The sequence below is a fragment of the Paenibacillus sp. 79R4 genome, from assembly GCF_013393165.1.
GTDB lineage: Bacteria > Bacillota > Bacilli > Paenibacillales > Paenibacillaceae > Fontibacillus.
In genome coordinates this window covers 52,431-79,199 of sequence record NZ_QJOT01000001.1, presented here as the reverse complement: position 1 = coordinate 79,199, position 26,769 = coordinate 52,431, and the positions used below count along the sequence as shown (strand labels likewise).

General features: G+C 47.5%; 20 protein-coding genes and 1 tRNA gene. 3 read left to right on the top strand and 18 right to left on the bottom strand.

Features of this window, described 5'->3' with window-relative positions; translation table 11 throughout:
- Positions 1-441: 441 nt before the first annotated feature.
- The 13 genes from rnr to DMN77_RS00315 form a co-directional block, all read right to left on the bottom strand.
- Complete coding sequence (gene rnr, locus DMN77_RS00375) at positions 442-3,279, bottom strand: ribonuclease R (protein WP_068779206.1); 2,838 nt, start codon at positions 3,277-3,279, stop codon at positions 442-444.
- A gap of 224 nt (positions 3,280-3,503) precedes the next feature.
- A complete protein-coding gene (gene secG / locus DMN77_RS00370) occupies positions 3,504-3,737 on the bottom strand; it encodes a preprotein translocase subunit SecG (RefSeq protein ID WP_068779205.1) in 234 nt (77 codons plus the stop codon).
- 306 nt (positions 3,738-4,043) lie between these two features.
- The gene (eno, locus tag DMN77_RS00365; protein ID WP_068779204.1) at positions 4,044-5,333 is read right to left on the bottom strand and encodes a phosphopyruvate hydratase; all 1,290 of its coding nucleotides are present in this window, start codon (positions 5,331-5,333) and stop codon (positions 4,044-4,046) included.
- A gap of 73 nt (positions 5,334-5,406) precedes the next feature.
- A complete protein-coding gene (gpmI, locus tag DMN77_RS00360; protein ID WP_179013026.1) occupies positions 5,407-6,954 on the bottom strand; it encodes a 2,3-bisphosphoglycerate-independent phosphoglycerate mutase in 1,548 nt (515 codons plus the stop codon).
- Between the two features lies 1 nt (position 6,955).
- Positions 6,956-7,708 (bottom strand): triose-phosphate isomerase, encoded by a 753-nt coding sequence (tpiA, locus tag DMN77_RS00355; protein ID WP_068779202.1) that lies wholly within the window; start codon positions 7,706-7,708, stop codon positions 6,956-6,958.
- Between the two features lie 38 nt (positions 7,709-7,746).
- On the bottom strand, positions 7,747-8,928 hold the full coding sequence (locus tag DMN77_RS00350) for a phosphoglycerate kinase (protein ID WP_068779201.1): 1,182 nt from the start codon (positions 8,926-8,928) through the stop codon (positions 7,747-7,749).
- A 312-nt stretch (positions 8,929-9,240) separates the two neighbouring features.
- Positions 9,241-10,251, bottom strand: coding sequence for a type I glyceraldehyde-3-phosphate dehydrogenase (gap, locus tag DMN77_RS00345; RefSeq protein ID WP_068779200.1), 1,011 nt, complete (start codon positions 10,249-10,251; stop codon positions 9,241-9,243).
- 80 nt (positions 10,252-10,331) lie between these two features.
- On the bottom strand, positions 10,332-11,387 hold the full coding sequence (locus DMN77_RS00340) for a sugar-binding transcriptional regulator (RefSeq protein ID WP_068779199.1): 1,056 nt from the start codon (positions 11,385-11,387) through the stop codon (positions 10,332-10,334).
- Positions 11,388-11,697: 310 nt separating this feature from the next.
- Complete coding sequence (locus tag DMN77_RS00335; RefSeq protein ID WP_179013024.1) at positions 11,698-13,041, bottom strand: glycoside hydrolase family 30 protein; 1,344 nt, start codon at positions 13,039-13,041, stop codon at positions 11,698-11,700.
- Between the two features lie 107 nt (positions 13,042-13,148).
- Positions 13,149-14,792, bottom strand: coding sequence for a type 2 periplasmic-binding domain-containing protein (locus DMN77_RS00330; protein ID WP_179013023.1), 1,644 nt, complete (start codon positions 14,790-14,792; stop codon positions 13,149-13,151).
- A 59-nt stretch (positions 14,793-14,851) separates the two neighbouring features.
- A complete protein-coding gene (locus DMN77_RS00325; protein WP_179013021.1) occupies positions 14,852-15,739 on the bottom strand; it encodes a carbohydrate ABC transporter permease in 888 nt (295 codons plus the stop codon).
- 13 nt (positions 15,740-15,752) lie between these two features.
- The gene (locus DMN77_RS00320) at positions 15,753-16,712 is read right to left on the bottom strand and encodes an ABC transporter permease (RefSeq protein WP_068779195.1); all 960 of its coding nucleotides are present in this window, start codon (positions 16,710-16,712) and stop codon (positions 15,753-15,755) included.
- Between the two features lie 106 nt (positions 16,713-16,818).
- Positions 16,819-17,838: a LacI family DNA-binding transcriptional regulator gene (locus DMN77_RS00315; RefSeq protein ID WP_068779194.1), complete on the bottom strand. Its 1,020-nt coding sequence runs from the start codon at positions 17,836-17,838 to the stop codon at positions 16,819-16,821.
- Positions 17,839-18,155: 317 nt separating this feature from the next.
- Here DMN77_RS00315 and DMN77_RS00310 point away from each other — a divergent pair.
- Both DMN77_RS00310 and clpP read left to right on the top strand, forming a co-directional pair.
- Positions 18,156-18,230, top strand: a tRNA-Arg gene (locus DMN77_RS00310).
- 196 nt (positions 18,231-18,426) lie between these two features.
- Entirely contained in the window at positions 18,427-19,014 is a 588-nt protein-coding gene (gene clpP, locus DMN77_RS00305; RefSeq protein WP_068779193.1) for an ATP-dependent Clp endopeptidase proteolytic subunit ClpP, read from the top strand.
- Positions 19,015-19,093: 79 nt separating this feature from the next.
- Here the strand turns inward: clpP and DMN77_RS00300 are convergent, their stop codons facing one another.
- The 4 genes from DMN77_RS00300 to DMN77_RS00285 all read right to left on the bottom strand — a co-directional run bounded on the left by DMN77_RS00300 (position 19,094) and on the right by DMN77_RS00285 (position 23,832).
- Positions 19,094-20,248: a PdaC/SigV domain-containing protein gene (locus DMN77_RS00300; protein ID WP_068779192.1), complete on the bottom strand. Its 1,155-nt coding sequence runs from the start codon at positions 20,246-20,248 to the stop codon at positions 19,094-19,096.
- A 382-nt stretch (positions 20,249-20,630) separates the two neighbouring features.
- Positions 20,631-21,329, bottom strand: coding sequence for a YqeB family protein (locus DMN77_RS00295; RefSeq protein WP_256872173.1), 699 nt, complete (start codon positions 21,327-21,329; stop codon positions 20,631-20,633).
- 2 nt (positions 21,330-21,331) lie between these two features.
- Positions 21,332-23,122, bottom strand: a complete 1,791-nt coding sequence (locus tag DMN77_RS00290) for a HAMP domain-containing sensor histidine kinase (RefSeq protein ID WP_179013020.1) — start codon at positions 23,120-23,122, stop codon at positions 21,332-21,334.
- A complete protein-coding gene (locus DMN77_RS00285; protein WP_068779190.1) occupies positions 23,119-23,832 on the bottom strand; it encodes a response regulator transcription factor in 714 nt (237 codons plus the stop codon). The genes DMN77_RS00290 and DMN77_RS00285 overlap by 4 nt, the downstream gene beginning before the upstream one ends.
- A gap of 161 nt (positions 23,833-23,993) precedes the next feature.
- On the opposite strand from DMN77_RS00285, the gene DMN77_RS00280 reads away from it, so the two are divergent.
- Positions 23,994-25,175, top strand: coding sequence for a DUF418 domain-containing protein (locus tag DMN77_RS00280; RefSeq protein WP_068779189.1), 1,182 nt, complete (start codon positions 23,994-23,996; stop codon positions 25,173-25,175).
- A gap of 101 nt (positions 25,176-25,276) precedes the next feature.
- Here DMN77_RS00280 and DMN77_RS00275 read toward each other — a convergent pair whose 3' ends face one another.
- The gene (locus tag DMN77_RS00275) at positions 25,277-26,314 is read right to left on the bottom strand and encodes an ABC transporter substrate-binding protein (RefSeq protein ID WP_179013277.1); all 1,038 of its coding nucleotides are present in this window, start codon (positions 26,312-26,314) and stop codon (positions 25,277-25,279) included.
- Positions 26,315-26,769 lie beyond the last annotated feature (455 nt).

The following is a 26,769-nucleotide window of genomic DNA, read 5'->3' as shown; positions in this document are numbered from 1 at the left end:
CTTAAATATATATAATCATAAACAATAATATACATACACTTTTGATATATTTTCTCTCCAACTACGTCTCTTTCACATGGACAAATCCCAAAAATGTCCTCTCAAAAGGTGGACACTGGAGATATAATCGACTTCGTCGCCAAAAAACAATATATAGAATCTCAAATTACAAAATCATCTATATATATTGTATCCATAAACTTTACACACTTAACTCGACCCTAGCCGAGTGGCCACCTTTCAAAAGACATTTTGACGAAAAGTTCCCATACAGAGGACAACGCAAGTAATTTCAAAAGTCCAGTAATCCAATTTACATTCGGCGGCCAAAGAGCTAAAAAAAGAGCGAACGAAGCACCTGGCTCCATCCGCTCCTCTAACAAGTCTCTTTCGACAAAGATATTCCCCTGCATTTCTATCCTTGATAAGATCCAGGCAGGCTTACTTTCTCTTCTTGCGTACAAAAGCTGCGGTGCTACTCCCACCAGACTTGGCTTTGCGGCTACTGCTGCTGCTCTTACCGCCACGTCCCTTACGCGGTGGCGCTGCCATGGACTCATCAGCGACAATCCCTTCGCCACCACCCATGTTCTCCTCACTCGTACGCTCATTGCGCCGCGGGCGCTTCTCTCCGCTGCGATAGCCACCACCGCCATTACGGCTGACGGTAACCGATCCGGCGGCATAACCCCCCTTGCCGGAGCCAAAACCAAAGTTCACCAATGGCGAGTCCCCAGCGCCGTCGCCCGCGGACTCCTTGCGCTTGCCACGCTTTGCTTTATACATTCCATTATCAATAGGAATACTATCTATCCAATTCTCGCCCGCACCAGCCTGATCTGCACTAGTTGTTGCCGAGCCCTTACCCGCCTTACCACTCTTACCGCTCTTTCCGCTAACGGACTTATCCGTTTTGCTTACTTTGCCACTTTTTCCGTCCGCCTTGCCTCGGGTTTTATCTCCAGCCTTGACGGCCTTTCCTGGTTTACCACCGGACTTGCCTCCGGCTCCGGCACGAGCACCGCTGCCCTCACCATCGCCAGTTCTGCCGCCACGGCGTTTACCTGCTCGGAGACCACCACCGCCACGCGCGTCGCGTCCACCGCCTTCGCCACCGAAGAAGCCCTCTCGCTTCCGCGGCTTCATATCGACAAGCTCAAAATCTATCGTATGCTCGTCCATATTGACCCGAGCCACACGGATCTCCACTTCATCGCCGATGCGGAAAATTCGTGAAGTCCGCTCCCCGATCAGCGCCATATGCTGTTCATGGAAATGATAATAATCGTCTGTCATCGCACTTAAACGAATCAGACCCTCTACCGTATTCTCCAGCTCGATGAACATGCCGAAGCTTGTCACACTGCTGATCATGCCAGGGAATACCTCTCCGACCTTATCGAGCATATATTCGGCCTTCTTGAGCTGTTCTGTATCCCGTTCCGCTTCGACAGCAACGCGCTCACGCTCAGACGACTGCTGTGCAATCTCCTGCATCCGGCTAGCCAGGTACTCCTGCCGATCTGCAGGCAGTGTGCCGTTATGCTCTATCACCTCGCGGATAATGCGGTGAATTACAAGGTCAGGATAACGGCGAATTGGCGAAGTGAAGTGTGTATAGAACTCCGCAGCCAGCCCGAAGTGCCCTGTGCTCTCCGCATCATACTTCGCCTGCTTCATCGACCGCAGCATCATCGTGCTGATTACTGTCTGCTCCTTCATGCCCTGAATATCCTCTAGCAATTTCTGCAGCGCACGCGGATGCACCTTATTGCCCTTTCCACCCTTCACAGCATAACCAAAGTTAGCAACAAAGGCCATAAAGTTCATCAGTTTCTCCTGATCCGGGTCTTCATGAATTCGATAGATGAACGGAACCTTCAACCAGTGGAAATGCTCGGCCACTGTCTCGTTCGCTGCCAGCATGAACTCCTCGATGATCTGCTCGGCGATCGAACGCTCTCTTTTGACAATATCCGTCACCTTGCCGTTCTCATCTACCAATACCTTCGATTCTTCAAAATCGAAGTCGACCGCGCCGCGCTTCATCCGCTTCGAACGCAGCTTCATCGCCAGGTCGCGCATCGTCTTGAACATATCAACCAGATCGCTGTAACGCTCGGTTACCTCTGGATCTTCTTCAAGCAATATTTTGCGGACATTGGTGTACGTCATTCGCTCCGTTGTCCGGATCACGCTTGCAAAAATATCATGCTTCACCACATGCAGCTTATCATCGAACTCCATCTCGCAGGACAGTGTGAAACGGTCCACCTTCGGATTCAGCGAGCAAATCCCATTCGATAATCGATGTGGCAGCATTGGAATAACCCGGTCGACCAAGTAAACACTGCAGCCCCGGTTATACGCCTCATGATCCAGCTTGGAGCCTTCTCTGACATAATAGCCTACATCAGCAATATGCACGCTGAGCTTATAATGCCCGTTGGACAGCAGCTCCACATTGACCGCATCATCCAGGTCCTTGGCGTCCTCACCATCAATAGTAACAATGACTTTATCGCGCAGATCACGCCGTCCCTGCTTTGCGATCTCTTCTTTATCAATCTCATCCGGAGCAGCTGCCGCTTCAGCCATCACATCATCCGGAAACGCCTCTGGAAGCTGATGCTTGCGAATGATCGAGAGGATATCAACACCCGGATCATCCTTATGTCCGAGAATCTCAATAATCTCGCCCTCTGCAGCCGACCTTCCCTCCGGATAGTTCACGATGCGAACAACAACCTTCTCCCCGTCAACGGCCCCGGCAAAAGACTCCTTCGGAATAAAAATATCGCGATTAATCCGCTTATCATCCGGCAGTACAAAGCCATACACATCAAAGTTCTGAAAGACACCAACTACCTGAACAACGGCCCGGTTCACAATACGGACAACTTCTCCCTCCAGCTTGCCGCCGGCTACGCTCTTCGAGTTAATCCGCACCAGCACCGTATCGCCATTCATCGCGCTCTTCAGATCATTAGCATGAATATATACATCCGGATGCTCACGGTCTTCAGGAATCAAAAATGCAAATCCTTTGGCATGCGCCTGCAAACGGCCGCGCACCAGATTCATTCGCTCCGGAATGCCATAACGTTGGCTGCGTGTCAGTAATATTTCCCCTTCTTGTTCCAATCTGTTGAGCAGCTTGAGGAACTCCTTAAACTCCGCTGCATCGGATATTTGAAAGTGCTGCTCCAATTCTTGATACGTCATCGGTTTATATGCCTGTTCGCGCATGAACGCGAGCAGTTCTGTTTCCGTAATCATAAATTCCCACCTCAGGCCGGCTGTCCACTTTACCGGTATGTATTTGAATTTTTCATCATTGCCTGAATATAATTCCAATAGTTCTCTCTACTCTAGTATACACGAAATGCCATTCCCGCATCCCTTTTTCGCGAACGAGCCAACACCTGTGTACAACAAAAAAGGGTTGTCCCTAATATCTTAACGATAAGGACAACCCTTCATTACATTAGTTAAGTAACAGACTACTTCGCGAAAATAGCCACGACGATCGCCATAATGAAGAAACCGGCGGCCAGCACTACTGTGGTCCGTTCAAGCACGAGTTCCATACCGCGTGCCTTCTTCTTCCCGAAGAGATGTTCTGCACCCCCGGAGATGGCGCCGGCGAGACCTGCGCTCTTCCCTTCCTGCAGCAATACAACTGCAATCAAACCAACTGAGAAAATAACGAGCAGTACCTCTAAAAAGACATTCATCCAAATCCACCTCCTAAGTCAGAACTCACGGAAAATGTATTTCCCTACCAACTTAAATTTAGATATAAAAACAGCATTATTATTGTAGCATAATACCCAGAGAATAACAACCAGAACACAGGAAGGACCTGCCGACGTCTCGGACAGGTCCTTCTTTGTTGACTGACTATGATGCTTGAACTAGCTAGTAAGGTTGCACAGATTCTTGGATGACTGACATACTTATGAAGCTGCTCCGTTTAGTCTTGATGACTGACTTGGTGCGCATTGAACGAAGAGCAGCATTTAGTCGAGATCCCCTATATCTTAGGAACGCTTCAAGTTGTAGAAGGATTTCAAGCCGTTATATTGAGCAAGCTCGCCCAATTGGTCTTCGATACGAAGCAATTGGTTGTACTTCGCGATACGGTCTGTACGGGAAGGAGCACCCGTCTTGATTTGGCCAGCGTTTGTAGCAACCGCAATGTCAGCGATTGTGCTGTCTTCGGATTCACCGGAACGGTGGGAGACAACAGCTGTGTAACCAGCACGTTTAGCCATTTCGATAGCATCGAAGGTTTCTGTCAAAGTACCGATTTGGTTAACCTTGATCAAGATGGAGTTACCGATTCCTTCGTTGATACCTTTTTCAAGACGCTCAGTATTCGTTACGAACAAGTCGTCACCAACGAGTTGGATCTTGTTGCCGAGCTTCTCAGTAAGAAGCTTCCAGCCTTCCCAGTCGTCTTCGGAGCAACCGTCTTCGATCGTGATGATCGGATATTTATCAACCCAAGAAGCAAGCAGGTCAACGAACTCAGCAGAAGTGTAAGACTTGCCTTCACCTTCAAGATGGTATTTGCCATCTTTGAAGAATTCAGTTGAAGCTACGTCCATACCGAGGAATACATCAACACCTGGTTTGTAACCTGCTTTTTCGATAGCTTCCATGATGGAAGACAATGCATCTTCGTTGGAAGTGAAGTTAGGAGCAAAGCCGCCTTCGTCACCAACCGCAGTGTTCAGGCCTTTAGCCTTCAATACGGATTTCAGGTTGTGGAAGATTTCTGCGCCAGTACGAAGAGCTTCCTTGAAAGTAGGAGCGCCCACAGGCAAGACCATAAATTCTTGAACGTCAACGTTGTTGTCGGCATGTGCGCCACCGTTAACGATGTTCATCATAGGAACTGGCAATTGTTTTGCGTTAAATCCGCCAAGGTATACATACAGTGGAAGATCCAAAGCGTCTGCTGCTGCCCGTGCTACTGCCATCGATACAGCCAAAATAGCGTTAGCGCCGAATTTGCCTTTGTTAGGCGTTCCGTCCAAAGCGATCATCAATTTATCGATGCCGAGTTGATCAAGAGCATCCATACCGATGATTTCTGGAGCGATATGTTCATTTACGTTCTCAACGGCTTTCAATACACCTTTACCGAGGTAACGGGATTTGTCGTCGTCACGAAGCTCAACAGCTTCATGGGCACCAGTGGAGGCACCGGATGGTACGATAGCGCGGCCGATCGCACCGGATTCCAGATAAACTTCAACTTCTACAGTTGGGTTACCGCGGGAGTCAAGGACTTCGCGAGCGTATACGTCAGAAATAATCGTCATTGAAATATCTCCTTTATAGGTGTTTTTAAATTGATTGGTTTATATCATGTATCTTGCTAGAATACCTTAATATTTATGCTTTGCGGCTGGCAATCATTGATTGGCCAGTCATCTCTTCCGGCTTAGGAAGTCCCATCAGATCAAGCAGCGTTGGAGCCACGTCAGCCAGAATACCGCTCTCGCGGAGCACAACGTTCTCATCGGTCACGATGAATGGTACAGGGTTCGTTGTATGCGCAGTGTGTGGACGTCCGAGCTCGTCGAACTCCATATCCGCATTACCATGGTCAGCGATAATAATAACTACGCCGCCTTTGGCCTTAACTGCATCAACAACCTTGCCTACACATTCGTCGGTTACTTCAACCGCTTTAATAGTCGGTTCCAGCATACCGGAGTGACCTACCATGTCCGGGTTGGCGAAGTTGAGAATGATTGCATCATGCACGTCCTTCTCGATTTCCTTCACACAAGCCTCAGCCACTTCATAAGCACTCATCTCAGGCTGAAGGTCATAGGTTGCAACCTTCGGCGAGTTGATCAGTACGCGAGTCTCGCCTGGAAGCTCAACATCGCGTCCGCCGCTGAAGAAGAACGTAACATGCGGATACTTCTCGGTCTCAGCAATACGAAGCTGCTTCTTGCCTTGCTGTACCAGCACTTCGCCAAATGTATTGTCCAGGTTCTTCGGAGAATATGCCACATATCCGTTCACGGTCTCCGAGAACAGCGTCAAGCATACGAAGTAGAGATCCTTTGGACATTTCGGCCCACGGTCAAAACCGCGGAAATCTTCGTTCGTAAATGCATTGGACAATTGAATCGCACGGTCAGGACGGAAGTTCAGGAAGATTACGGAATCTTCCGATTCAACCAAACCAACAGGCTGATCATTCTTATCCACGATAACTGTCGGCATCACGAACTCATCAAATACGGATTTCTCGTAAGATTCCGTAACCGCCTTGATAGGATCGGTATATTTCGGTCCTTCGCCATATACGATAGCACGGTAGGATTTCTCTACACGTTCCCAACGCTTGTCGCGGTCCATCGCATAATAACGGCCTTGCACCGTAGCAATCTTGCCAATGCCAATCTCATTGATCTTGTTGATCACAGTCTCCAGATATTTCTTCGAACTGTCTGGAGCTACGTCACGGCCATCGAGGAAGGCATGAATATAAACTTCATGCATATCTTCTTTCTTAGCCAGATCGAGCATCGCCAGCATATGGTTAATATGGCTGTGCACGCCGCCGTCGGACAGAAGGCCATACAGATGAAGCTTTTTGCCTTTGTTCTTGGCACTGCGTATCGCATTTACTAGGGTTTCGTTCTCAAAGAATTCACCTTCGCGAATCGACTTCGAGATCCGGGTCAAGTCTTGATATACGATCCGGCCGGCGCCGATGTTAAGGTGACCTACTTCGGAGTTGCCCATTTGACCTTCAGGAAGACCCACCGCTTCTCCACTAGCTGTCAGTGTAGTATGCGGATATTGCTTCAGATAACGGTCATAGTTAGGCTTATTCGCTTGAGCAACCGCGTTGCCTTCTACTTCCTTACGAAGTCCGAAGCCGTCCATGATGATTAATGCTACCGGTTTTGGAGTCGTCATCTTACTTTGCCCCCTCAACCAATTGAATATAGGAAGCCGGCTGCAGGCTAGCACCGCCAACAAGCGCGCCATCGATATCGCTTTGGCCCATATATTCCTTCACGTTCTCAGGTTTCACACTTCCGCCGTATTGGATACGGATCTTGCCAGCTACCTCATCATTGTACAAGCCTTGTACCAGGCTGCGGATGTAAGAGATAACTTCGTTGGCATCTTCAGAAGTAGAAGATTTGCCCGTGCCGATCGCCCAGATTGGCTCATAAGCGATAACAACTTCAGCAGCTTGTTCAGCAGTCAATCCTTTCAGAGCAGCCTCGGTTTGACCCTTAACTACATCCTTCGTCTTGCCAGCTTCACGTTCTTCCAGCTTCTCGCCTACGCAAGGGATTGGTGTCAAGCCATGCTTGAATGCAGCATGTACTTTCTTATTAACAATCTCATCGGTTTCTGCAAAATAAGCGCGGCGCTCGGAGTGTCCGATAATGACATAATCAACGCCCAGCTCTTTCAGCATTCCTCCGCTAATTTCTCCGGTGAATGCACCTTCCTCTTCGAAATGCAGGTTTTGAGCGCCGATCTTGATCGACGTTCCTTTGGCGGCTTCCACCAAAGCCGGAAGGTTCGTAAATGGAGCGCAAATTACGCTCTCTACACCGTCTACCTCCGCTTTACCTTTCACCGCTTCGAAGAATGCTTTTGCTTCAGGAACAGTCTTGAACATCTTCCAGTTCCCTGCAATAATCGGTGTTCTCATGCGGCTCAACTCCTTTATGTTACTTAGTTTAGATCAGCTTATTTATCGTTCAGAGCCACTACGCCTGGAAGCGCCTTGCCTTCCATGAATTCCAGGGAAGCGCCACCGCCAGTGGAGATGTGGTCCATTTTATCGGCCAGATGGAATTTCTCAGCTGCTGCTGCGGAATCGCCGCCACCGATAATCGTGTAGCCTTCAGTTGTTGCACAAGCTTCAGCAACTTCTTTTGTTCCGTTCGCGAAGATGTCGATTTCAAATACGCCCATTGGTCCATTCCATACAACCAGCTTGGAGTTCTTGATAACATCAGCGTAAAGTGCACGTGTCTTCGGTCCGATGTCCACACCTTCCCAATCTGCAGGAATGCTGTCGATATCTACAGCCTTATGGTTCGCATCTGCACTGAAGTCATCAGCTACTACGCAGTCCACTGGAAGATAGAAGTTCTTGCCGAGCTTCTTCGCCTTTTCAATGAATCCCAGCGCCGCATCCAGCTTCGTGTCATCAAGCAAGGACTTGCCGATTTCATGGCCTTGCGCCTTGAAGAAGGTGTAAGCCAAGCCACCGCCAATCAATACATTGTCAGCGATGTTAAGCAAGTTATCAATTACATCGATCTTATCCTTAACCTTGGAACCGCCGATAATTGCGGTGAAAGGACGATCCGGGTTAGACAAGGCTTTGCCAAGCACGGACAATTCTTTCTCCATCAAAAGGCCGGATACTGCTGGCAAGAAATGAGCGATACCTTCTGTCGAAGCGTGTGCACGGTGAGCCGCGCCGAACGCATCGTTCACGAACAGGTCAGCCAATTCTGCGAATTGCTTAGCCAGCTCAGGATCATTCTTCTCTTCACCTGGGTAGAAACGAACGTTCTCAAGCACCAATACGTCGCCGTTGTTCATAGCTGCTACTTTTGCTTTAACCGCGTCGCCTACAGCTTCGTCAGCCTTGGCAACTTCTTTGCCAAGCAATTCGGACAAGCGCTGAGCCGGAACAGTCAGACGCATCGATTCGTTCACTTGGCCCTTTGGACGGCCAAGGTGGCTGGCAAGAATTACTTTTGCACCATTTTCGATCAAGTATTTAACCGTTGGCAAAGTCTCACGAATACGAGTATCATCTGTAATCTGGCCATCCTGCATTGGCACGTTAAAATCTACACGCACAAATACGCGTTTGCCGGTTACTTCCACATCACGTACGCTTTTCTTGTTCATCTCCACGTTCCTCCTATTAAATATGCACGGTGCCGCTCCCTCACTCACTAGCTTCATCCTACCTTCTCGGTGCTGATAAACCGATCTTTGTGAACTCACACTAATTATGAAATGGCCGCTCCCTCACAAATTCAAATATGACTTCGATTTCTCTCCTAAGCGGTAATGCTCTCTATCTAATTTATATGTGTGTGTGAATGTCCATCTAAAAACTTAGATTTACATAGTAATTTATAATCAATTCATGAATCAAAGAGGAGTCCTTATAGCAGGTCGCTCCTCTTTGGTATGTGATATTTCAATAAACAGAAATTACTTAACTTTCTTTGCGAAGTATTCCAGGGAACGAACCAATTGAGCAGTGTAGGACATTTCGTTGTCGTACCAAGCTACAGTTTTAACGAGTTGTTTATCGCCAACTGTCAATACTTTAGTTTGTGTAGCATCGAACAGGGAACCGAAAGTCATACCCTTGATATCGGAAGATACGATTTCATCTTCAGTGTATCCATAAGTTTCTGGGTCAGCAGCAGCCTTCATTGCAGCGTTGATCTCGTCAACAGTTACGTTCTTCTCAAGAACAGTAACCAATTCAGTCAGGGAACCAGTTGGAACTGGAACGCGTTGAGCCGCGCCATCCAATTTACCTTGCAATTCTGGGATAACCAAGCCGATTGCCTTTGCAGCACCAGTTGTGTTAGGGATGATGTTCTCAGCAGCTGCGCGAGCACGACGGAAGTCGCCTTTCGCATGAGGAGCATCCAACGTGTTTTGGTCGCCAGTATAAGCGTGGATCGTAGTCATCAAGCCTTCTACGATGCCGAATTTGTCTTGAAGTACTTTAGCCATAGGAGCCAAGCAGTTTGTTGTGCAAGAAGCACCGGAGATAACCGTTTCGGAGCCATCAAGAATTTCATGGTTTACGTTGTATACAACGGTCTTCATGTCGCCAGTAGCTGGAGCGGAGATAACGACCTTTTTAGCGCCGCCTTTAAGGTGAAGTTCAGCTTTTTCTTTAGTTGTGAAGAAGCCTGTGCATTCAAGAACGATGTCTACGCCAAGCTCTCCCCAAGGCAATTCTTCAGGGTTGCGGTTAGCAAGAACCTTAACCTCTTTACCGTTAACTTTGAAGAAGCCGTCATGAACTTCAACATCGCCGTCAAATTTGCCTTGCGTAGTATCATATTTCAACAAATGAGCCAACATTTTAGCATCTGTCAGGTCATTGATTGCTACTACTTCGATGCCTTCAACATTTTGAATACGACGGAAAGCCAAACGTCCAATACGTCCAAATCCATTAATACCTACTTTTACACTCATGATTGATCCTCCCAGTGTTCTTTTTTATTATTCAAGACAAGGCAAGTAAGCCTGTCATGAGTAAACCATAGTCATGCTGCTTATTTGCTTTCGATTGTCCCCTGCCGCTCCATCTCTCTCACGATCTCAACTGCTGCCACTTCGTCCACAACGAGAATATCCTCGTGCCCGAACTTAAGTACGGCGTGGATGGCCTTCGCCTTATCCTTGCCTCCGGCAATGCCCACGACCGTGTCGGCCTTTATGATGTCCTCCAGACGAAGTCCAAGGGTCAGCATCTTATGAACGACGACTCCATCCTCATTGAAATAGTAGCCAAAAGACTCAGCAAGGGCTCCATCTCTTTGCAGCTCTTCAATGACCGGCTGCTCCAATTTGCGGCGCCGAGCCATCTGCATAGCATCCCCGATGCCGTGTACGATAATCCGCGCCTGGCGGATCATATCCACGATATCATGGATGTTCGGATCATGTACCAATGAATCATATGCGTCTTTTCCCAGAAGATCAGGTACATGCAGCAGTCTGTATCCAGCTCCGACCCTCTTGGCCATGCCAGAGGCGATCGTATTCGCTTGAATCTCCAGACTTTCACCAAGCCCGCCCCGCGCTGGAACGAACCAACTTTGCTTCAATGATATATTCGCTGGCGGAGTAAGCTGCTCCGCAACTTCTGCCAGCGTTGTCCCGCCGGTTACAGCGACAACATCATCACCTTGCATCGCATGGAGCAAAGCCTTGGCACCAGCCTTCCCTAGTTCGCGCTTAACGAGCGGGGAAGCCTCGCTATCACCGGCAACCACCACAACCTTACGAAGTCCGTAATGGTTGCGGATTATCTCCTCCAGATTGGCCAGACCGAAGATTTCCTTCACTACCGGCTCCAAGCCCTCCAGTAGTTTTCTGCCCGAATCACTGATTCTCATGCCTATATTCTCGATTTCTATCAGGCCCTGAGCCTTCAGGAGATCCGTCTCGGCCCGCAACACACGCTCTGTCATGTTCAGTGAGACCGCTAGCGTTCTGCGGCCGATCACATCCGACAACATGATCTGGTGAAGAATGGTATACCTTTTCTTGAGAATTTCCATGAGATCAGGAAGAAGCTGCCTTTGCATTTCTAAAATTTCACGCATGCTTTCCACTCCTGCAAGCTTCGTCTTCTCTCTCCTTCTCCTGGTCTTAAAACGTCCCGGGTTAACTTTTTAAGTCCCACTGTCATTTTAACCAATTTTTATTCCAGTTGCAAGCCTGACGTCCGTATATTTCTCAATACTATAACCACTTATGCATGCAATTGAATATCACTTCATATTTGAAATCTGGAGAGAAGGCTTCTGCACCGCACAAATACCTATTTTACGCGCAAAAAGAGCCTCTAATTTGCAAATAGATTGTGCATCTATTCACAATAAGAGAGGCTCTCATGGGGAAGCTTTATACTATTTATTTTTGAATAAAAACCGTCATTGCACTTTTAGCCTCTAGCTGGAAACTTAATACAGATTCTTCCTGAAGCTTTAACTCAATATTGCCTGTCTGCTCACTATCATTAAATAAAATAACCGCAATGGATCCATCGGTATTTTTGAAGGCAACGGAACGAATGTGGTCATAACTGCTGGAACCGATACGTACTGCCTTAGGACGAACGAACTTGCTGAAATGAGCTAATGCATAGTAGTCCAGCGTGTAGGTCAGCTCACGGGTCTGCTTATTCACCAGCACGATTCCACGGCAGGTACTCTGTCCAAACCCGGGAACCGTAGGCCCGTTATGCTCGTCCAGAGCCATATTCCATAGCACAAATGATTTACTATGATTCCGCAAAATCTCAATCCCGGTTCTCATCACATTGGAGAAAGCCGGCTCAAAGGATGGAATCCACTCGCCGCCAGAGCCCTCAGTAAAATGGACCTCCTTCGTCGGATAAGCCTGGTGAACATCGCTCTGCGCTGACGGAATGCCACCGTACCAATGCCAGGCAACGCCATCCACCTCGTCGTGTGCTTGCTCCAGTACAGTCAGAGGATAATCCGGGCGATCCCAGTTATGATCGTAGCACAATATTTTCGTATCGATCTGATTTTTAACGAATTCAGGCTTCAGATGATTCTTAATGAATTCGCTCTGCGCCTCAGGCAACATCAGCATACCAGGATAGTGGCCGGGCACGAACAAAGCTTCATTTTGCGGCGTGATTGCGTATATCGGCAGTCCATGCGAAGCATAGGCCTTAATATAACGCACGAAATATTCAGCATAGACTGGATAGTAGTCCTGCTTAAGTTCCCCGCCGATCATATGGCCGCTTGTCTTCATCCAGCCCGGAGCGCTCCATGGCGATGCCATCAGCTTGATCTCAGGGTTGAACTTCACCGCTTTCTGCAGCAGAGGAATGATGTCCTCTTCGTCATGGGAAATAGAGAATCGCTTCAATTCCAGATCTGTCTCGTTCTCCGGAAGATCATTATAGCTGTATATCTCACGAGCATAGTCGGATGCGCCCATCGGGTTGCGTAGAACCGATAGTCCAATCCCTTGATCGGGATCGAACAGCTTGCTCATCAATTCGCCCCTTTGCGCCTCATCCAATACTTGATGAATCAAATAAGCCGCTGAATCGGTAAAAGAAGCCCCAAATCCATCCATGACCTGATAGGTCTCCTGCTCATTAATGCCAATTGTACTTACCGGGTGTTCTGTCGAGATCGCCGCCAGTTGCTCTGGGCTCCTGCTCACAAACAGTTCATTCTCCCCATTCGACTGATAGATGCTTAGCTTCAGCATGTATGTTCCTCCACTTCTATTGTGATCTTGTATATGTTAGCCATGCCAAACCTGGTTTGAATAAAGAAGGCCCCTGGTTAAGGGGCCCGCTCAAATAATGAAAGCTGTTATTTTATACCCAATTTTTCTTTATTTTGTTGCATTTTCTCCGTACGGACCTTCAGGATCTTATCCCAGTTGTTCTCATCCAGGAAGGACTTGTAGGATGCCAGATTGTTGTTGAATTCATTGTCATCCTTCGAGCGAATCATGCTGACCATCGTTGTATTCCACTTCGTGTTGATAGCGCTAAGCGAACGTGCCTCAAGGCTGCCTTGGTCCGGATCGATATTCTCCAATATGAAGTGCGGTACCAGCTTGCCCTTGCCCCACTCTTGCATTTGTTTAATCGATTCAGGGAAGGAGTCTGTGCTGAGCGCTTTATAACGGTCATGACCGAAGAAAATGAACTCGCCCATGCGATATTCCTTCTTGAATTTGTCCGGATTGTTCAATTGCAGGTCCTTCACTTCAGGCAACAACTCATATTTGCCGTCGCCGATCGATTTATATGTTTCGCCTTCGATTCCGTAGTTCACCAGCATTTGACCTTCGTCACTAAGCAGGTAGGTGAAGATTTGAATCGCCTTGGCAGGGTCCTTACAATCCTTCGTAATAAAGTTAATCATCCAGCCGGTAATTCCGGATTGGTCCAATGTCGGCTGGTTGCCAACGGTACTCTGTGGTCCATCAATCGCAATATATTCTTTACCCTGATTCGCACTCAGGAAGATCTGCAGGTTGCCGCCCTGCTGCGGTGTTCCGTCAAGAAGCATCGTTGCATATTTACCGGACTTAACTTTCTCTTCGAAGGCTGGACCGTCATCAGCGAAGCTGTCATCGCTAATGCTGCCATCCCTATAAACGGTGTTCAGGGTTTTCAGCCATGTCAGATAGTCTTCGTCCAGGTTACGGTTGTAGAAGCCGTTGTTGCTATCTTCGAGCGGTACACCGATGAAGTCCTGCAATACTTCACCCAGAGAACCGGTGCCCTCCCCGATGGAGTTGAAGCCAAATGGAATCAGGCTTGGGAACTTCGCTTTAATATCCTTCAGTACACTTTGGAATTCCTCCGGTTTGCTCATGCTTGGATTACCCAGCGCTTCGTATACGTCCTTGCGGATTACGAAAGCTGTCTTCGCCGGGATTTGTCCACTATCATAGTCCACCTGCGTATTGGAATAGTCCGGATATCCATAGGTCTTGCCGTCCTTCAGCTTGAACCAGTTCAACGTATCCTGCGCCGCTACTTTATTGAAATAAGGATCATACTTCTCAGCCAGATCGTTCAGGGAATACGCCCATGTATCTGCCTTCTGTACAACAGGAGAGCTGGCACCAAATGTCGTGATCAGATCCGGCATTTCGCCACCGGCGAAAAAGGTGTTCAACTTGGTGTCATCACCCGTAATGAACTTGATATTTACGTTCAGATCCTCCTGGATCTTTTTCGTTACGACATCTTTGCCAAATTCCGTGTTCCACCAGTCAGCATTCACATACCAGGTCAACTCGGTTGGCGCTTCTTTCTTATCCAACTGCCATGCCGGCGTATCCGCGCTTGGCGTGTAACGGTCTTCAATGGAAGCTAATTCGCCTTTCTTGCCTCCGCCCTTGGAGCCACCGCAACCGCTAACAATTAAAGCTACAGCCATCAAGGCAATACCAAGCTTAATTCCCGTCCTTCTCATGCTCTTCTTGCTCTCTTTCATTTTTTACCCTCCCTTTGATAGATAGAACTTTAAGACTGTGCGCTTATTCAGAAGTATTCCTACTCTTTTACCGCCCCTAACATCATGCCTGAGATGAAGTACTTCTGTAATATTGGATACATCACAACGATCGGCAATGTCGTAATGACAATCGTTGCTAGTTGGACCCCTTTGGTCGTTGTCTCGATGACCGCTGAACCCCCGATATTTTGCATCGACTGGGTTTGCGACTGAACGATAATTTCATACAGCTTCATCTGCAGCGGATACAGAGTCTTATCCGTCACATACAGCTTGGTTGTCATGAAGTCGTTCCACTGGCCAACCCCGTTGAACAGCGCAATCGTGGCAATCGCCGGCATGGACAGAGGGATGAATATTTTCAGGAATACCCGCCAGTCTCCCGCCCCGTCCATCTTTGCCGATTCTTCGAGCGAATCAGGCACATTACGGAAGAAGTTCATCAGGATAATTACGTCGTAATAGCTGAATAATGCCGGTATGATATACACCCAGAAGCTGTTCAGCAAACCGAGCGATTTGATTAACAGGTATGTTGGAATCATTCCGCCGGAGAAGAACATCGTAATGACCCCCATCGTCACATACATCTTGCGGCCGCGAACCTTCTGCTTGCTAAGCCCGTAACCGATCATGGCACAGAAGAAGACGTGGGTGATAACCCCAATAACGGTCTTGGCAACAGATATGAAAAAGGATTGCCAAATGCTTGAATCTCTAAATACAGCTTCATAGTTCTCGAGCGAAAATTCCTTTGGCCAGAAGATGAATCCGCCCTCGGCGAGGGACTTTCCCGAGCTGAAGGAAGATATAATGACATTCCACAGCGGAACGATAATAATAATGCTAAAGATCAGGAGCAGCGTTACATTCACAGTGTCAAATATTCGACTATCGATGTCTTTTTTAAGCGTATTTCGATTCACAAGAATGCCCCCTCTATAAAACCGATTGGTTGTCGTTTAATTTACTTGTCACCTTATTTGCAGTAACAAGCAGAATGACGGAGACGATAGAGACGCCTAAACCAACCGCGGTTGCATATGAGAAGTCGCCTTGCGTCATCCCCATACGATACACATAGGAATTGATAACTTCCGCTCTGACACGGTTCTGCGAGTTTATCAGAACGAGCGTCTGATCAAGGTTCGACCCCAATAAACCGCTTACAGTAAGGATCAAGTTCAAGCTGATAATCATCTTCATGTTCGGCAGGGTAATATTCCAGATCTGTCTCATACGGCTCGCACCATCAATCTTTGCTGCCTCATAATAGGTCGGATCAATCTTGGCCATTATCGCCAAATACAAAATTGTCCCCCAGCCTGCCTCCTTCCAGATGTCCGACAAGGTAGCAATCCACCAATACTTGCCCGGATCGAGCAAAATATTTTGCGGGTTAGTGATCACCCCAAGTCCGATTAAAATCTGGTTGAACAAGCCCGAAGTGGAGAGCCAAGTAATCAGCATACCGCCGAGTACGATCCAGGACAGGAAGTGCGGAAGATACGAGATGGTCTGTACCATCTTCTTGAACCGCCCCATGCCCAGTTCATAAATCATAATTGCCAATATGATGGGGATAACGAAGCCGATCAATAGCTTCAGGAAGCTGATGCCCAGCGTATTGATTACGGAATCCCAGAAATATCGGTCCGACAGGATGATTCTGAAATTCTCAAGCCCTACCCAAGGCGCAGAATCCAGAGTATCGATAACGGTGTAATTCTTGAAAGCGATCGTCAGACCATAAATGGGTACGTAACAAAAAATAATCATAAAAATAACGCCCGGGATAATCATCGATTGAATTTCCCACTGGTTCTTGAAGTCTACGCAAAATTGCTTAACCCTTTGTCCCATAGGCTTCTTAGCAGGTGCTCCGGCTAACTTCTCCATTTAAGACTCCCCCTCTTTTAGTAGCAAATCCAATAAAAACGTTTTTATTTTTGCAAAAAATGGCCCTACTCGCTGCAAAAAAAGGAATGACCCTATATTTGTCTTTCTAAATAAGATCATCCCGCTTTATCTTTACCTGACAAGAACCGCGCACTACAATCTCGCTAGACAGCTTCTGCAGTTTGCCCTGCTCCTTCTTCTGAATCAATCGAACCAGGTGATCGATGACAAGCATCCCTTGTCTGGCAATCTGGTTCCTTACCGTCGTGAGCGGCGGCGAGAAATATTGAGCAATTTCAATATCGTCGAAGCCCATGACGCTTATATCCTCGGGAATTCTGTATCCCTCTGACTTTAAGGCGCGAATACATCCGATTGCACTCAAATCGTTCCCCGCCAAATATGCGTCCGGTACTTTGTCATGATGCGAGCGGAGGAATGATTTCACCACATTGTAAGATCCTTCTTCCTCAAAATACCCTTGTAAAATATAATCTTCATCCGTCTCCAGCCGATGCTCCCGAAGTGCAGCCAAATATCCTTCTCGCCGCTGTACGCTGTCATACATTGTATCAACGCCTGATATATAAGCGATTTTCTTATGTCCCAGACTAATCAAATATTTAGTCGCCTCATAACCGGCCACATACGAATCGAAGATCACGCTTCCCATCGTCTCGTTCTCCATGACCCGATCCAGAAATACCGCCTTGATCTTGTCTTTCTCCATCGCTGCGATGTCGTTCTCATCAATTTTGAGCTCTTCGTAAATAACCACACCATCGACACGCCGACCAAGAATATTGCTCATAATAACCTGTTTCTCCTTGGTAACGAATACGTTCAAGCCATAACCCAGGCGCTCACATTCGCGGGCCATCGACTCAACCAAAATGTAGAAATACGGCCCTGACACGCTGGTTGTAAAGAAGCCCAGCATCTTCGTCTTGCCTGACTTCAGCAGCTTCCCATTCAAGTTCGGCACATAATTCATACGCTTTGCTACCTTGAGTACATGCGACTTCGTCTCCGGAGTCAACACATCCACATCGTTTAATGCATTGGAAACCGTAGAAATGGATACCCCGGCTTCTCTAGCAACGTCCTTAATTGTAACTTTCGCCATTGGTGATCGTCCTTTTTAACAAAAACGTTTTTATAGATTTAAATTAACATAAAACGCTTTCAAAGACAATAACTTTATTTTATATCTCAAAAAGCTTTATTTCAGCGGGCTAACTCTCTACTTTCCGCCAATCAATATAGAGATTCAGGGAGCTATTTGATCAAACTCAATAGAAGACAGGCCGTTCAAACCTCAGCCAGCGGTTCTCGAGCCGCAACTCCTTATAGTCAATAGGCAATCAATTTTAAGGAGTAATGAATTTCTCTTGCATTTTAGTCTCTAATGCCATATAATCAATTTTGTTGCACTAAAATTACGCGCCCGTGGTCCAATGGATATGACGTAGGCCTCCGGAGCCTGAGATCGAGGTTCGATTCCTCGCGGGCGCGCCATAATTTTTCATACAAAACCCGTTGTGGGCTTTTTTATTGCCTTGAGTTTGACTATCTTTGACTTTTGATAAAAAGTTAGTTATTATAGGATTACAAATCATCAATTCCGTCAATTCTGGAATTGATCGAACTAATATATGAACAGCTTGAAACCAAGGGAGCTTCCCTGTGGGCTAATAATAAGGAGGGTTTATCGGTGAGTTATATTCCAATGGTTGTTGAACAGAGTAACCGTGGCGAACGTGCTTACGACATTTATTCCAGATTGCTGAAAGACCGCATCATTTTCCTTGGTACACAGGTTAATGACGTCGTAGCCAATTCCATTATTGCGCAGATGTTATTCCTGGATGCCGAAGATCCCGGCAAAGACATTCATTTGTACATTAACAGCCCTGGCGGTTCGATTACAGCCGGCATGGCCATTTTCGATACGATGCAATTTATCAAATCCGATGTATCCACCATTTGTGTTGGTTTAGCTGCTTCCATGGGAGCTTTCCTGCTGAATGCAGGCGCACCTGGCAAGCGATTTGCCCTGCCGAACAGTGAGATTATGATCCATCAGCCGCTTGGCGGCGCAGAAGGTCAAGCGACGGATATCGAGATCCGCGCCCGCCGCATTCTCAAAATGCGCGACAATTTGAATCGGATTCTCGCCGAGCGTACTGGCAAGCCGCTGGAGCAAATCGAGCGCGATACGGACCGCGACAACTTCATGAGCGCTGTAGAGGCCATGGAATACGGATTGGTCGACAAGGTTATCGATAAAGCCAACGCTTAATAGGGACAATAAGAACAGCAGGCCTGGACTTCCAGACCTGCTGTTTTGCTGTCTTTTATGTGATGATGGGCTCGGGCTCCTACTTAGCGATTTTCGACGGTTTCACCCCAAGCTCTGAGAATGAGAAATAGAACTCAGGGAAGCCGTTCACATAAGGCAAATACTCGTACAACGGCAGGAAGATTACGACTCCATCATTTTTCAGATAATAGCTTGGATTCTTGCCAATTGTCTTGAAGCCGCCAAAATACCCCTCGGTCGCCTCCAATTGCTTGGCAATCGCCGGATCGACAATGTTGCGGTAATCCGGATTGTCCTTCAGCACTTCGTCGAGCGTCAGCAGCTTTCCGTCACTGAGCCGGAAGGTCAAGCCTTCACGAACAGGGTTGCCATGTGCCCCACCCGTATATGAATAATACTGCAAGAGAATACTTAACAGCCCTTCACGATTGAATGTCACCGTGTAGTTGCCCAAAAACTGATAGGGCTCACCATTTGGAGAGGGACCTGCCTTTGTCTCTTGTAGCGATTGCTTGATAAATTCATCCGTCTTGCTCTGCAGTACGCTGTTGATTTTCCGCTCCGCAGTTTTATTCTTAAGTCCGCTGACCTGAGGGTACTCGACCTTAATCATGGCCTCGGGGATCGACTTATCGACCACGCGGGTCCCTACTCTGATCTTGTTCAGCTTATGCGGAACGAGGTCCAGCGTCTGCTTGGACGCATCATAAGTCGAGGTAAATCCCAGATGATCTGTCAGTACCTTGGCCGATACATAAGGCTGACCATTCAGCTCTTTCCATTCATAGGGAAGCACTTGCGTACTCCCGTTTACAACCGCCCAAGCTCCGTCCTCTTTCGGGGTGAGCTGAACTACAACATGATCTCGTCTCAGAAAATAGCGGTTGCTGCCTTTATCGTATTTAACCTTTACTTTTAACCCTCTCTCGATAAGCTCCAGCGGAACAAGCACATCCTGTTGCCCTTGTATGCCCTGCAGCTTCAGCGGCTTGCCCTTTAGGGTAATCTGCACAGAGGCAGGCTCCTGGTCAGAGTTCCGTACAGCAGCCCCCTGAGGCAGGGATTCTGCCCCGCCTGTTTCACCTGTTATGTGGTTGTTGTCCAATATAGCAGCCGATGCAGGTACAGAACCCCCTAGACCGCTTATAGTAATTACTGCTATCAACACAATAGCCAGAGCAGAAGCCATTACCTTTGAGATCCTAGTTGTCATTGGACTTCTCGTCCTCCTTTCATAGTTATCCCAATTTTTCCCCTGCTGTCCAGAATTCATGCAAATGACGGAAGATTACTGCTTTATAAGGGACAATAAATAGATACAGGAGATAAACATACCACTTGAGGGCTAGTACCTATGAAGGAACGGAATCCATAACAGGCTCGATCAACTTCGGCCTAATCTAACGAAACTGAGGAACGCTATGTAAGGGAAAATCCGCATGATGTGAATCTAACGAAACGGTAGAGCGTTATTCATGCTAATTTAGACCCGAATAGCTCTTTTTTGATCAAATAGCGATATCCTGTTTCGTTAGATTTTTTGGAGGCCACTTTATGCCCAAATAACGATTGCCAGTTTCGTTAACACGATCAAACTAGGGCCTCCGTCCATGCATGCGCCAATACTGCCGTTTTTTTTCGTCGCGAACCGTAACACCCAGCTTGGAAAGCTCTTTGCGCAGATCCTCCGCATCCTCTTTATCTTCTCTGTCAATAGCCTTCTCCCTTGCCAGGAATAATGCATTTGCACCCGGGGACAGCCCGGGAGCATCGGCTACCCATCGCGCATATTCTTCAGCAAATGGGTCTTGCTCACGCCAGTCATATCCGGCGCGGATAAACGCTTCCGCTATAGCTTTAGACTTCCCATCCGCCTCGTCCCGGAAAAGCTCACGCCCGTTCATATCCAACAGGACCAACTGCTTCCGATCCAGAAAGATCGCGGCCACCTCCTGTCTTGCAAAGACCCGTTCCTCATCGTGGATCTTCAACCGGACCTCCCGATCAGAGAGACGAATTTGCAAGCTTTCCTTCACCGCGATTATGGAGAGAATTCCCCCGCCAACCAGGCCAAGCGCCGTCATCACGGTTGAGCCCCAAGCCCCGTGCATAGAAGAGACCAACTTGAACACTCCCTGAAAGGGAAACCATGGTAATGCCACGATCCATTCGGCCAACACCGGTATAAACCAGCCGGCCACTGCCCCAAGAATCGGGAACACCGCCCAAATTATTATTTTGTCCTTCCTGGAGACCCCTAGCTCCATCCATTGCGATTGCGATTCATATTGCAACGCTATTCTCCCCTTCCTGAGCAAACATCTGCTGTCTCTTTTGTATTTTTTCGCGGGAACTTCATGATCACCTTGGCACCCTGTTGCGGCTCCGACTCCACCCGAATCTGCCCTTTATGGGCGATCACGATCGCTTGGGCAATACTCATGCCCAGACCTGCCCCGTCGGTCGTCTCATCCGTGCTTGTGCCACGATAATACCGCTCGAACAAATTGTTCCGCGTCTCTTCATCCATTCCCTGGCCATTGTCCGATACACAAATCCAGGCGTAATCCCCTTCCGTACCGGTGCTTACTGTAATCTCCGTTCCCTCAGGATTGTGCTTCACCGCATTGGTAATAATATTGTCCAGCATACGCCGGAACCACTTCGGATTGGCCATGATCCTCAGTTCATCGTCATATTCCTCATAAGAGAAGGTTGCTGTTTCAATCGTAGCGTCATTGACATACCGCAGGACAGAACGACGAACGAACTCGTTCATCTCAATCGGCTCCAGCACCATTTGCTCTGCATTATTCTTAATCTGGAAGGTTAACGAGAAATCCTGGAGCAGCTCCAGCATAAAGTCGCCTTTTTCCCGGATGACCTTGCCCATTTCTTTCAGTTCGGCTTCATTCCAAGTGAATTGTCCGCTCTCCAACAGATGGCCATATCCTTGAATCGATGATAGCGGCGTCCTCAGATCATGGGATATACCGACCATCCACTCCTCCCGAGTCTGTTCCAGCAGCCTGCGATCCCGCTGTGAGGCATCCAGCTTGGTGGCCATTTCGTAAAATCCAGCGATAACCTCTTTATAAAGTCTGTAGCGCATGCGGATCTTGCCATTACGCCGGAATACCTTTTTACGTTCCTTCTCCGTCAACGCTTCACTGTATCTCCCCTCACTCATCCGTTCGAACCAGCTGGCGAATAGGGTTAGTGGCTGCCCGTAGCGATATCCATGCCAAATCGATACCCCCAACGTCACCACCATGACACCGGCTCCCAAAATAACAAGCGCCCGGATAAGGTCATAGAAGATCGACTGTCTTTCTACAGCGCGCCCTGGTTTGCCTTGATGCAGTAGCCAGGTATAACCCGTACCGCCATCATATTGAGCCGATAATTCCGTCGGATAGTTGCCTGGCTCCGAGCGAATCGACACCAAATCAAGCGGATAATATTTGTTGATTTGGCTATTGTCCGAGTGCCCGATAGATTGCAGTATGGTCCCGTCTTTATCCACGACCTGCAAATAATCGTCATTGCCATTCAGCTGCTGCTCCAGCTCCGCCATGGCATCCTCCCGAACTAGCCCGTTCCGGTTATACTTCTGATACCATTCATCCAGCCGCTTTGTACCCAAATCCTGTCTTCCCATTAAATAAAGGACGGATTTCGAACCATCCGTTTCCGGTTCCAGCGAGGCCATCACCCGGTAGGAGTCAAGCCTCCGCGTCTCCTGAATATTCAGCAGCTCCGCAGCCCCGTATTTCGTCTTCAAATCGGCAGGTGCGTTCAGGGAATAAATTACACGCCCCTCCTCATTGACAACCTGGAGCCAATATCCCTGCTCGTTCAATAAATTTTTCCAGCGACGATTCATTTTCACTTCATCCTGATGGATAAAGGTCTCCGACTTGATCGCATCCACGGCCCCTGTAGAAAAGGTCCGCTTCAAATCGTTGTTGGCTATATAATTGAACAAGATGAGCAACAGAATCGTCATGGTCAGTATAATCAACACCCACTGCAGCAACAGCTGATAGGTAAAATGCAGGGCAAGACGAGTTTTGATCCTCCTCATAGGTTCACCTTAACCAGCTTGTAACCAAGGCCGCGAACCGTCAGCAGGCATTCGGGATTGCCCGGGTCCTTTTCAATCCGCTCGCGGATCTTGCGAATATGCACCATTACGGTGTTGTCATCCCCAAGCCCATCCATGCCCCATACCTCTTCATAGAGCTGCGCCTTCGAGAAGACGATGCCGGGATGCTTGCACAGGAACAACAGCAGCTGATAGGCCTGAGCAGGGCAAGGAACCTCCTGGCCTTCTACAAGCAGCATGCCCGAAAACTCATCGAGAACAAATCGGCCAAATTCGTAGCGGCTGCGGCTCTCCTCCAATCTGGACGGTGCAGGCGTTGCAATCCCTCTGCGCAATCTGGCCTTCACACGGGCAGCAATCTCCAGCGGATTAAACGGCTTGGTTACGTAATCATCCCCGCCCGTCGCAAAGCCTGTTAATACATCGAGATCCGAAGTTCGGGCTGTCAAATAAATAATATGAGCATCCGAAGCATTACGAATTTGCGGACATAAATCGAAGCCCGTCTGATCGGGCAACATGACATCCAGCAAAATAATATCCATCAGGTGGCGCTTAACGATCTCCAAAGCCTCTTTACCGTTATACGCCGTATAAATATGGCGGAAGCCCTCCTTGCGCAGCACCATTTCGATTAATTGAACAATCGCCTTTTCATCATCAACCAACAGAATCTTGGCATTGTACATCTGATAACCACCTCAGACAGCATTGTACCAGATGGATCTTAATTCGAGCTAAACATATTCCGGACTGTTTAACAAATATTAAGCTGAACTTTACTTCTGCTTTAATGCGCACTGTTAGACTGATTCCGAGGTGATTCATATTGACTAGCAAAAGGATACGTATGATCGATTGTTTACGCGGATTCAGCCTACTTGGCATTCTACTTGCCAATATGCTGATTTTTCAGTACGGGATGCATGGGAAGGATATGCTTCAGTTATTTCATGTAACGACCGTCGAATCAACGGCTCATCAATTTGTGCAACTGTTCGTAGAAGGAAGTTTTATGCCGATTTTTACGTTTGTGTTTGGATTTGGCATGATCAAAATGAAAGAGAGCCTAAACGCAAAGAAAAGAAAAGCCGGCTTGCCTTTGCTGCGCAGATTCGCTTTACTAGGGGGGATCGGGTTCCTTCACAGCACCTTTCTGTGGGAAGGGGATATTTTGCTCTATTATGGCATGATCGGGATTTTGCTTCTCATCTTCATGAACCGTCAACCCAAGACACTGATCATTTGGTCCTGTGTTCTGCTCACATTGGTGGGGTTATTAGGGTTATTTCCGGAAAATAAAGAAGACAAAAGCGCAAAGGAAACGAAGCAGCATATAGAGGCATATGTCAAAAGCACTGTTACGCTTTATGCTGAAGGAAGCTATACGGAGATCAAGCATGATCGTGCAACCGCTGATCCTATGGGCAAATCGCCAACAGAAATGCTGGTTCTAACCATGATTGCACCGATGCTGCATATGCCTTTATTTTTGCTTGGCATGTATGCCGCGAAAAGGCGTTGGTTTGCCGACCCCGCACAGAAAAGCGCTATCTACCGTAAATATATGCTGATTTTCCTGCCGCTTGGACTTCTGTTCAAATCATACAACCTCCTGTATCCGGCGCAGATCGGCGCGGGAACCGGGCTGCTGGTTGGAGGGAGCCTGCTGTCCATCGGCTATATGATGGCTTTTGCCTTAACCTATTCCAAATTTTCCTCGTCACGGCTATTTGAATATTTTGAGGCTGTAGGCAAGCTGTCGCTCACCAACTATTTAATGCAAACGGTAATCTGTACAACAATTTTTTATGGCTACGGATTAGGCTGGTTTGGTAAAATCGGCATCATTCTGGGCTGCGTTCTGGCGTTCTTGATCTATGCTTTACAGATGTCTATCAGTATCTGGTATAACTCACGCTTCAAATCTGGCCCGATGGAACGGATTTTGCGAATGTGGACCTATTTCTCTTTCGACGGCAAGGCCAAGCGGAACAAGCGGAAGAAGACCACTCCAGCTATAGAGATGTGAGCTTCTTTTTATGTTATATATCCTGGACTAAACTCAAAAAGGCCCTCCCTCAGCAGACATAACTGCTTAGGGAAGGCCTCTTCTTATATCCTGTTGGTGATTTATTCCCGACCGCTCTTCAGCTCAGTCCAGAAACGGTCGTACAGACTCAATTTATCGCCTACATCACCGAGCCATTCTGTACGTGACAATTCATCCTCAGACAAGTTAATCATCTTGTCAGCATTGTATTCCGCACTATGGAACGGGGTGGCATTCTTATTTGGATCGCTGTATCCGATGGATTCATAGTTCTTCGCGCTTACTTCAGGCTCAAGCATGTAGTTAATGAACTTCTCAGCCAGTTCCTTATGCTTGGCATCCTTAGGAATCGCGTAATTATCCGCGAAGATCGTGCTGCCTTCCTTCGGAATAACGAAAGCGACATCCGGATTATCCTTAGCGATAAAGGAAGCATCCCCGGACCATACAGTACCAATCCAGCCCTCTTCTTGAATCATTTTTTGCTTAATATTATCTGTATCAAAAGCGAGCACGCTTGGCAGTAGTGTCTTCAGATCGTTAACGGCTGCGGTAACTTCCGACTCGTCCTTCGAGCTATTGGAATGTCCGGCTTTCTTCAATGCCATTCCGATGATCTCACGGTTATCGTCGAGCAGAATCACCTTGCCTTTATATTTAGGATCCCATAGATCCTCCCAGCTATTGATTTCATCCTTAACGTATTTGGTATTGTAAGCAATACCTGTTACGCCTGACATATAGACGATGGAATATTTGTTTCCAGGATCAAAAGTAGGATTCTTATAGGCTTCAGCCAGATTCTCAAAGTTCGGAATGTTGTTCATATCGAGTGGAGCGAGCAAATCCTGCTTGATCATCGTCTCAACCATGTAATCGGAAGGCTGAATCAGATCATACCCCGTACCCCCTGCCTTAATCTTGGCCAGAAGGTCCTCATTGTTCGCAAACACATCATACTTCACCTTGACATCGTATTGCTTCTCGAAATCCTTAATGACGTCCATATCGAAATTGTCAGCCCAACTGTAGATATTCAGCGTCTCCTTCGACGATCCGCAACCGGACAACAAACCAACTACCATCATTACTGCCAGCAACAAGCCAGCCCACTTCATTCTTTTCAATTCCTTTATCTCCTCTCTTTCATGAAACTTTATTATATTTAAACCATTTTCTTACTTCGTAATCAAAAGTAGCTTTGGGAACTTCCTCTTCAAAATATAGGTTCAAAAATTGGTTTTCAGCACCGAAGCCGATACTTCTGACGTGCGTTTTTCAAACGCTTAAGTTGAATGAAACTTAAGGCATAAGGGAGCGTAGCTACGTAGTTGGTACATAAGCACGGAAAACCCGGCTGAATTCAAGATTCGATGTCGAATAAACCTTCAGTGTTGCTTCGTGATCAAAAGCGACTTTTTGAAATTCCCCCTCAAATAAAGGTTCAAAAAGTCGGTTTTCAGCACCGAGAAGGTTGAATGAAGCCTAGGGCGTGAGGAGCGCAGTGTACGTAGTTGGTACATGAGCACCGGAAGGCCCGGCTGAATTCAAGATTCGATGTCGAATAAACCTT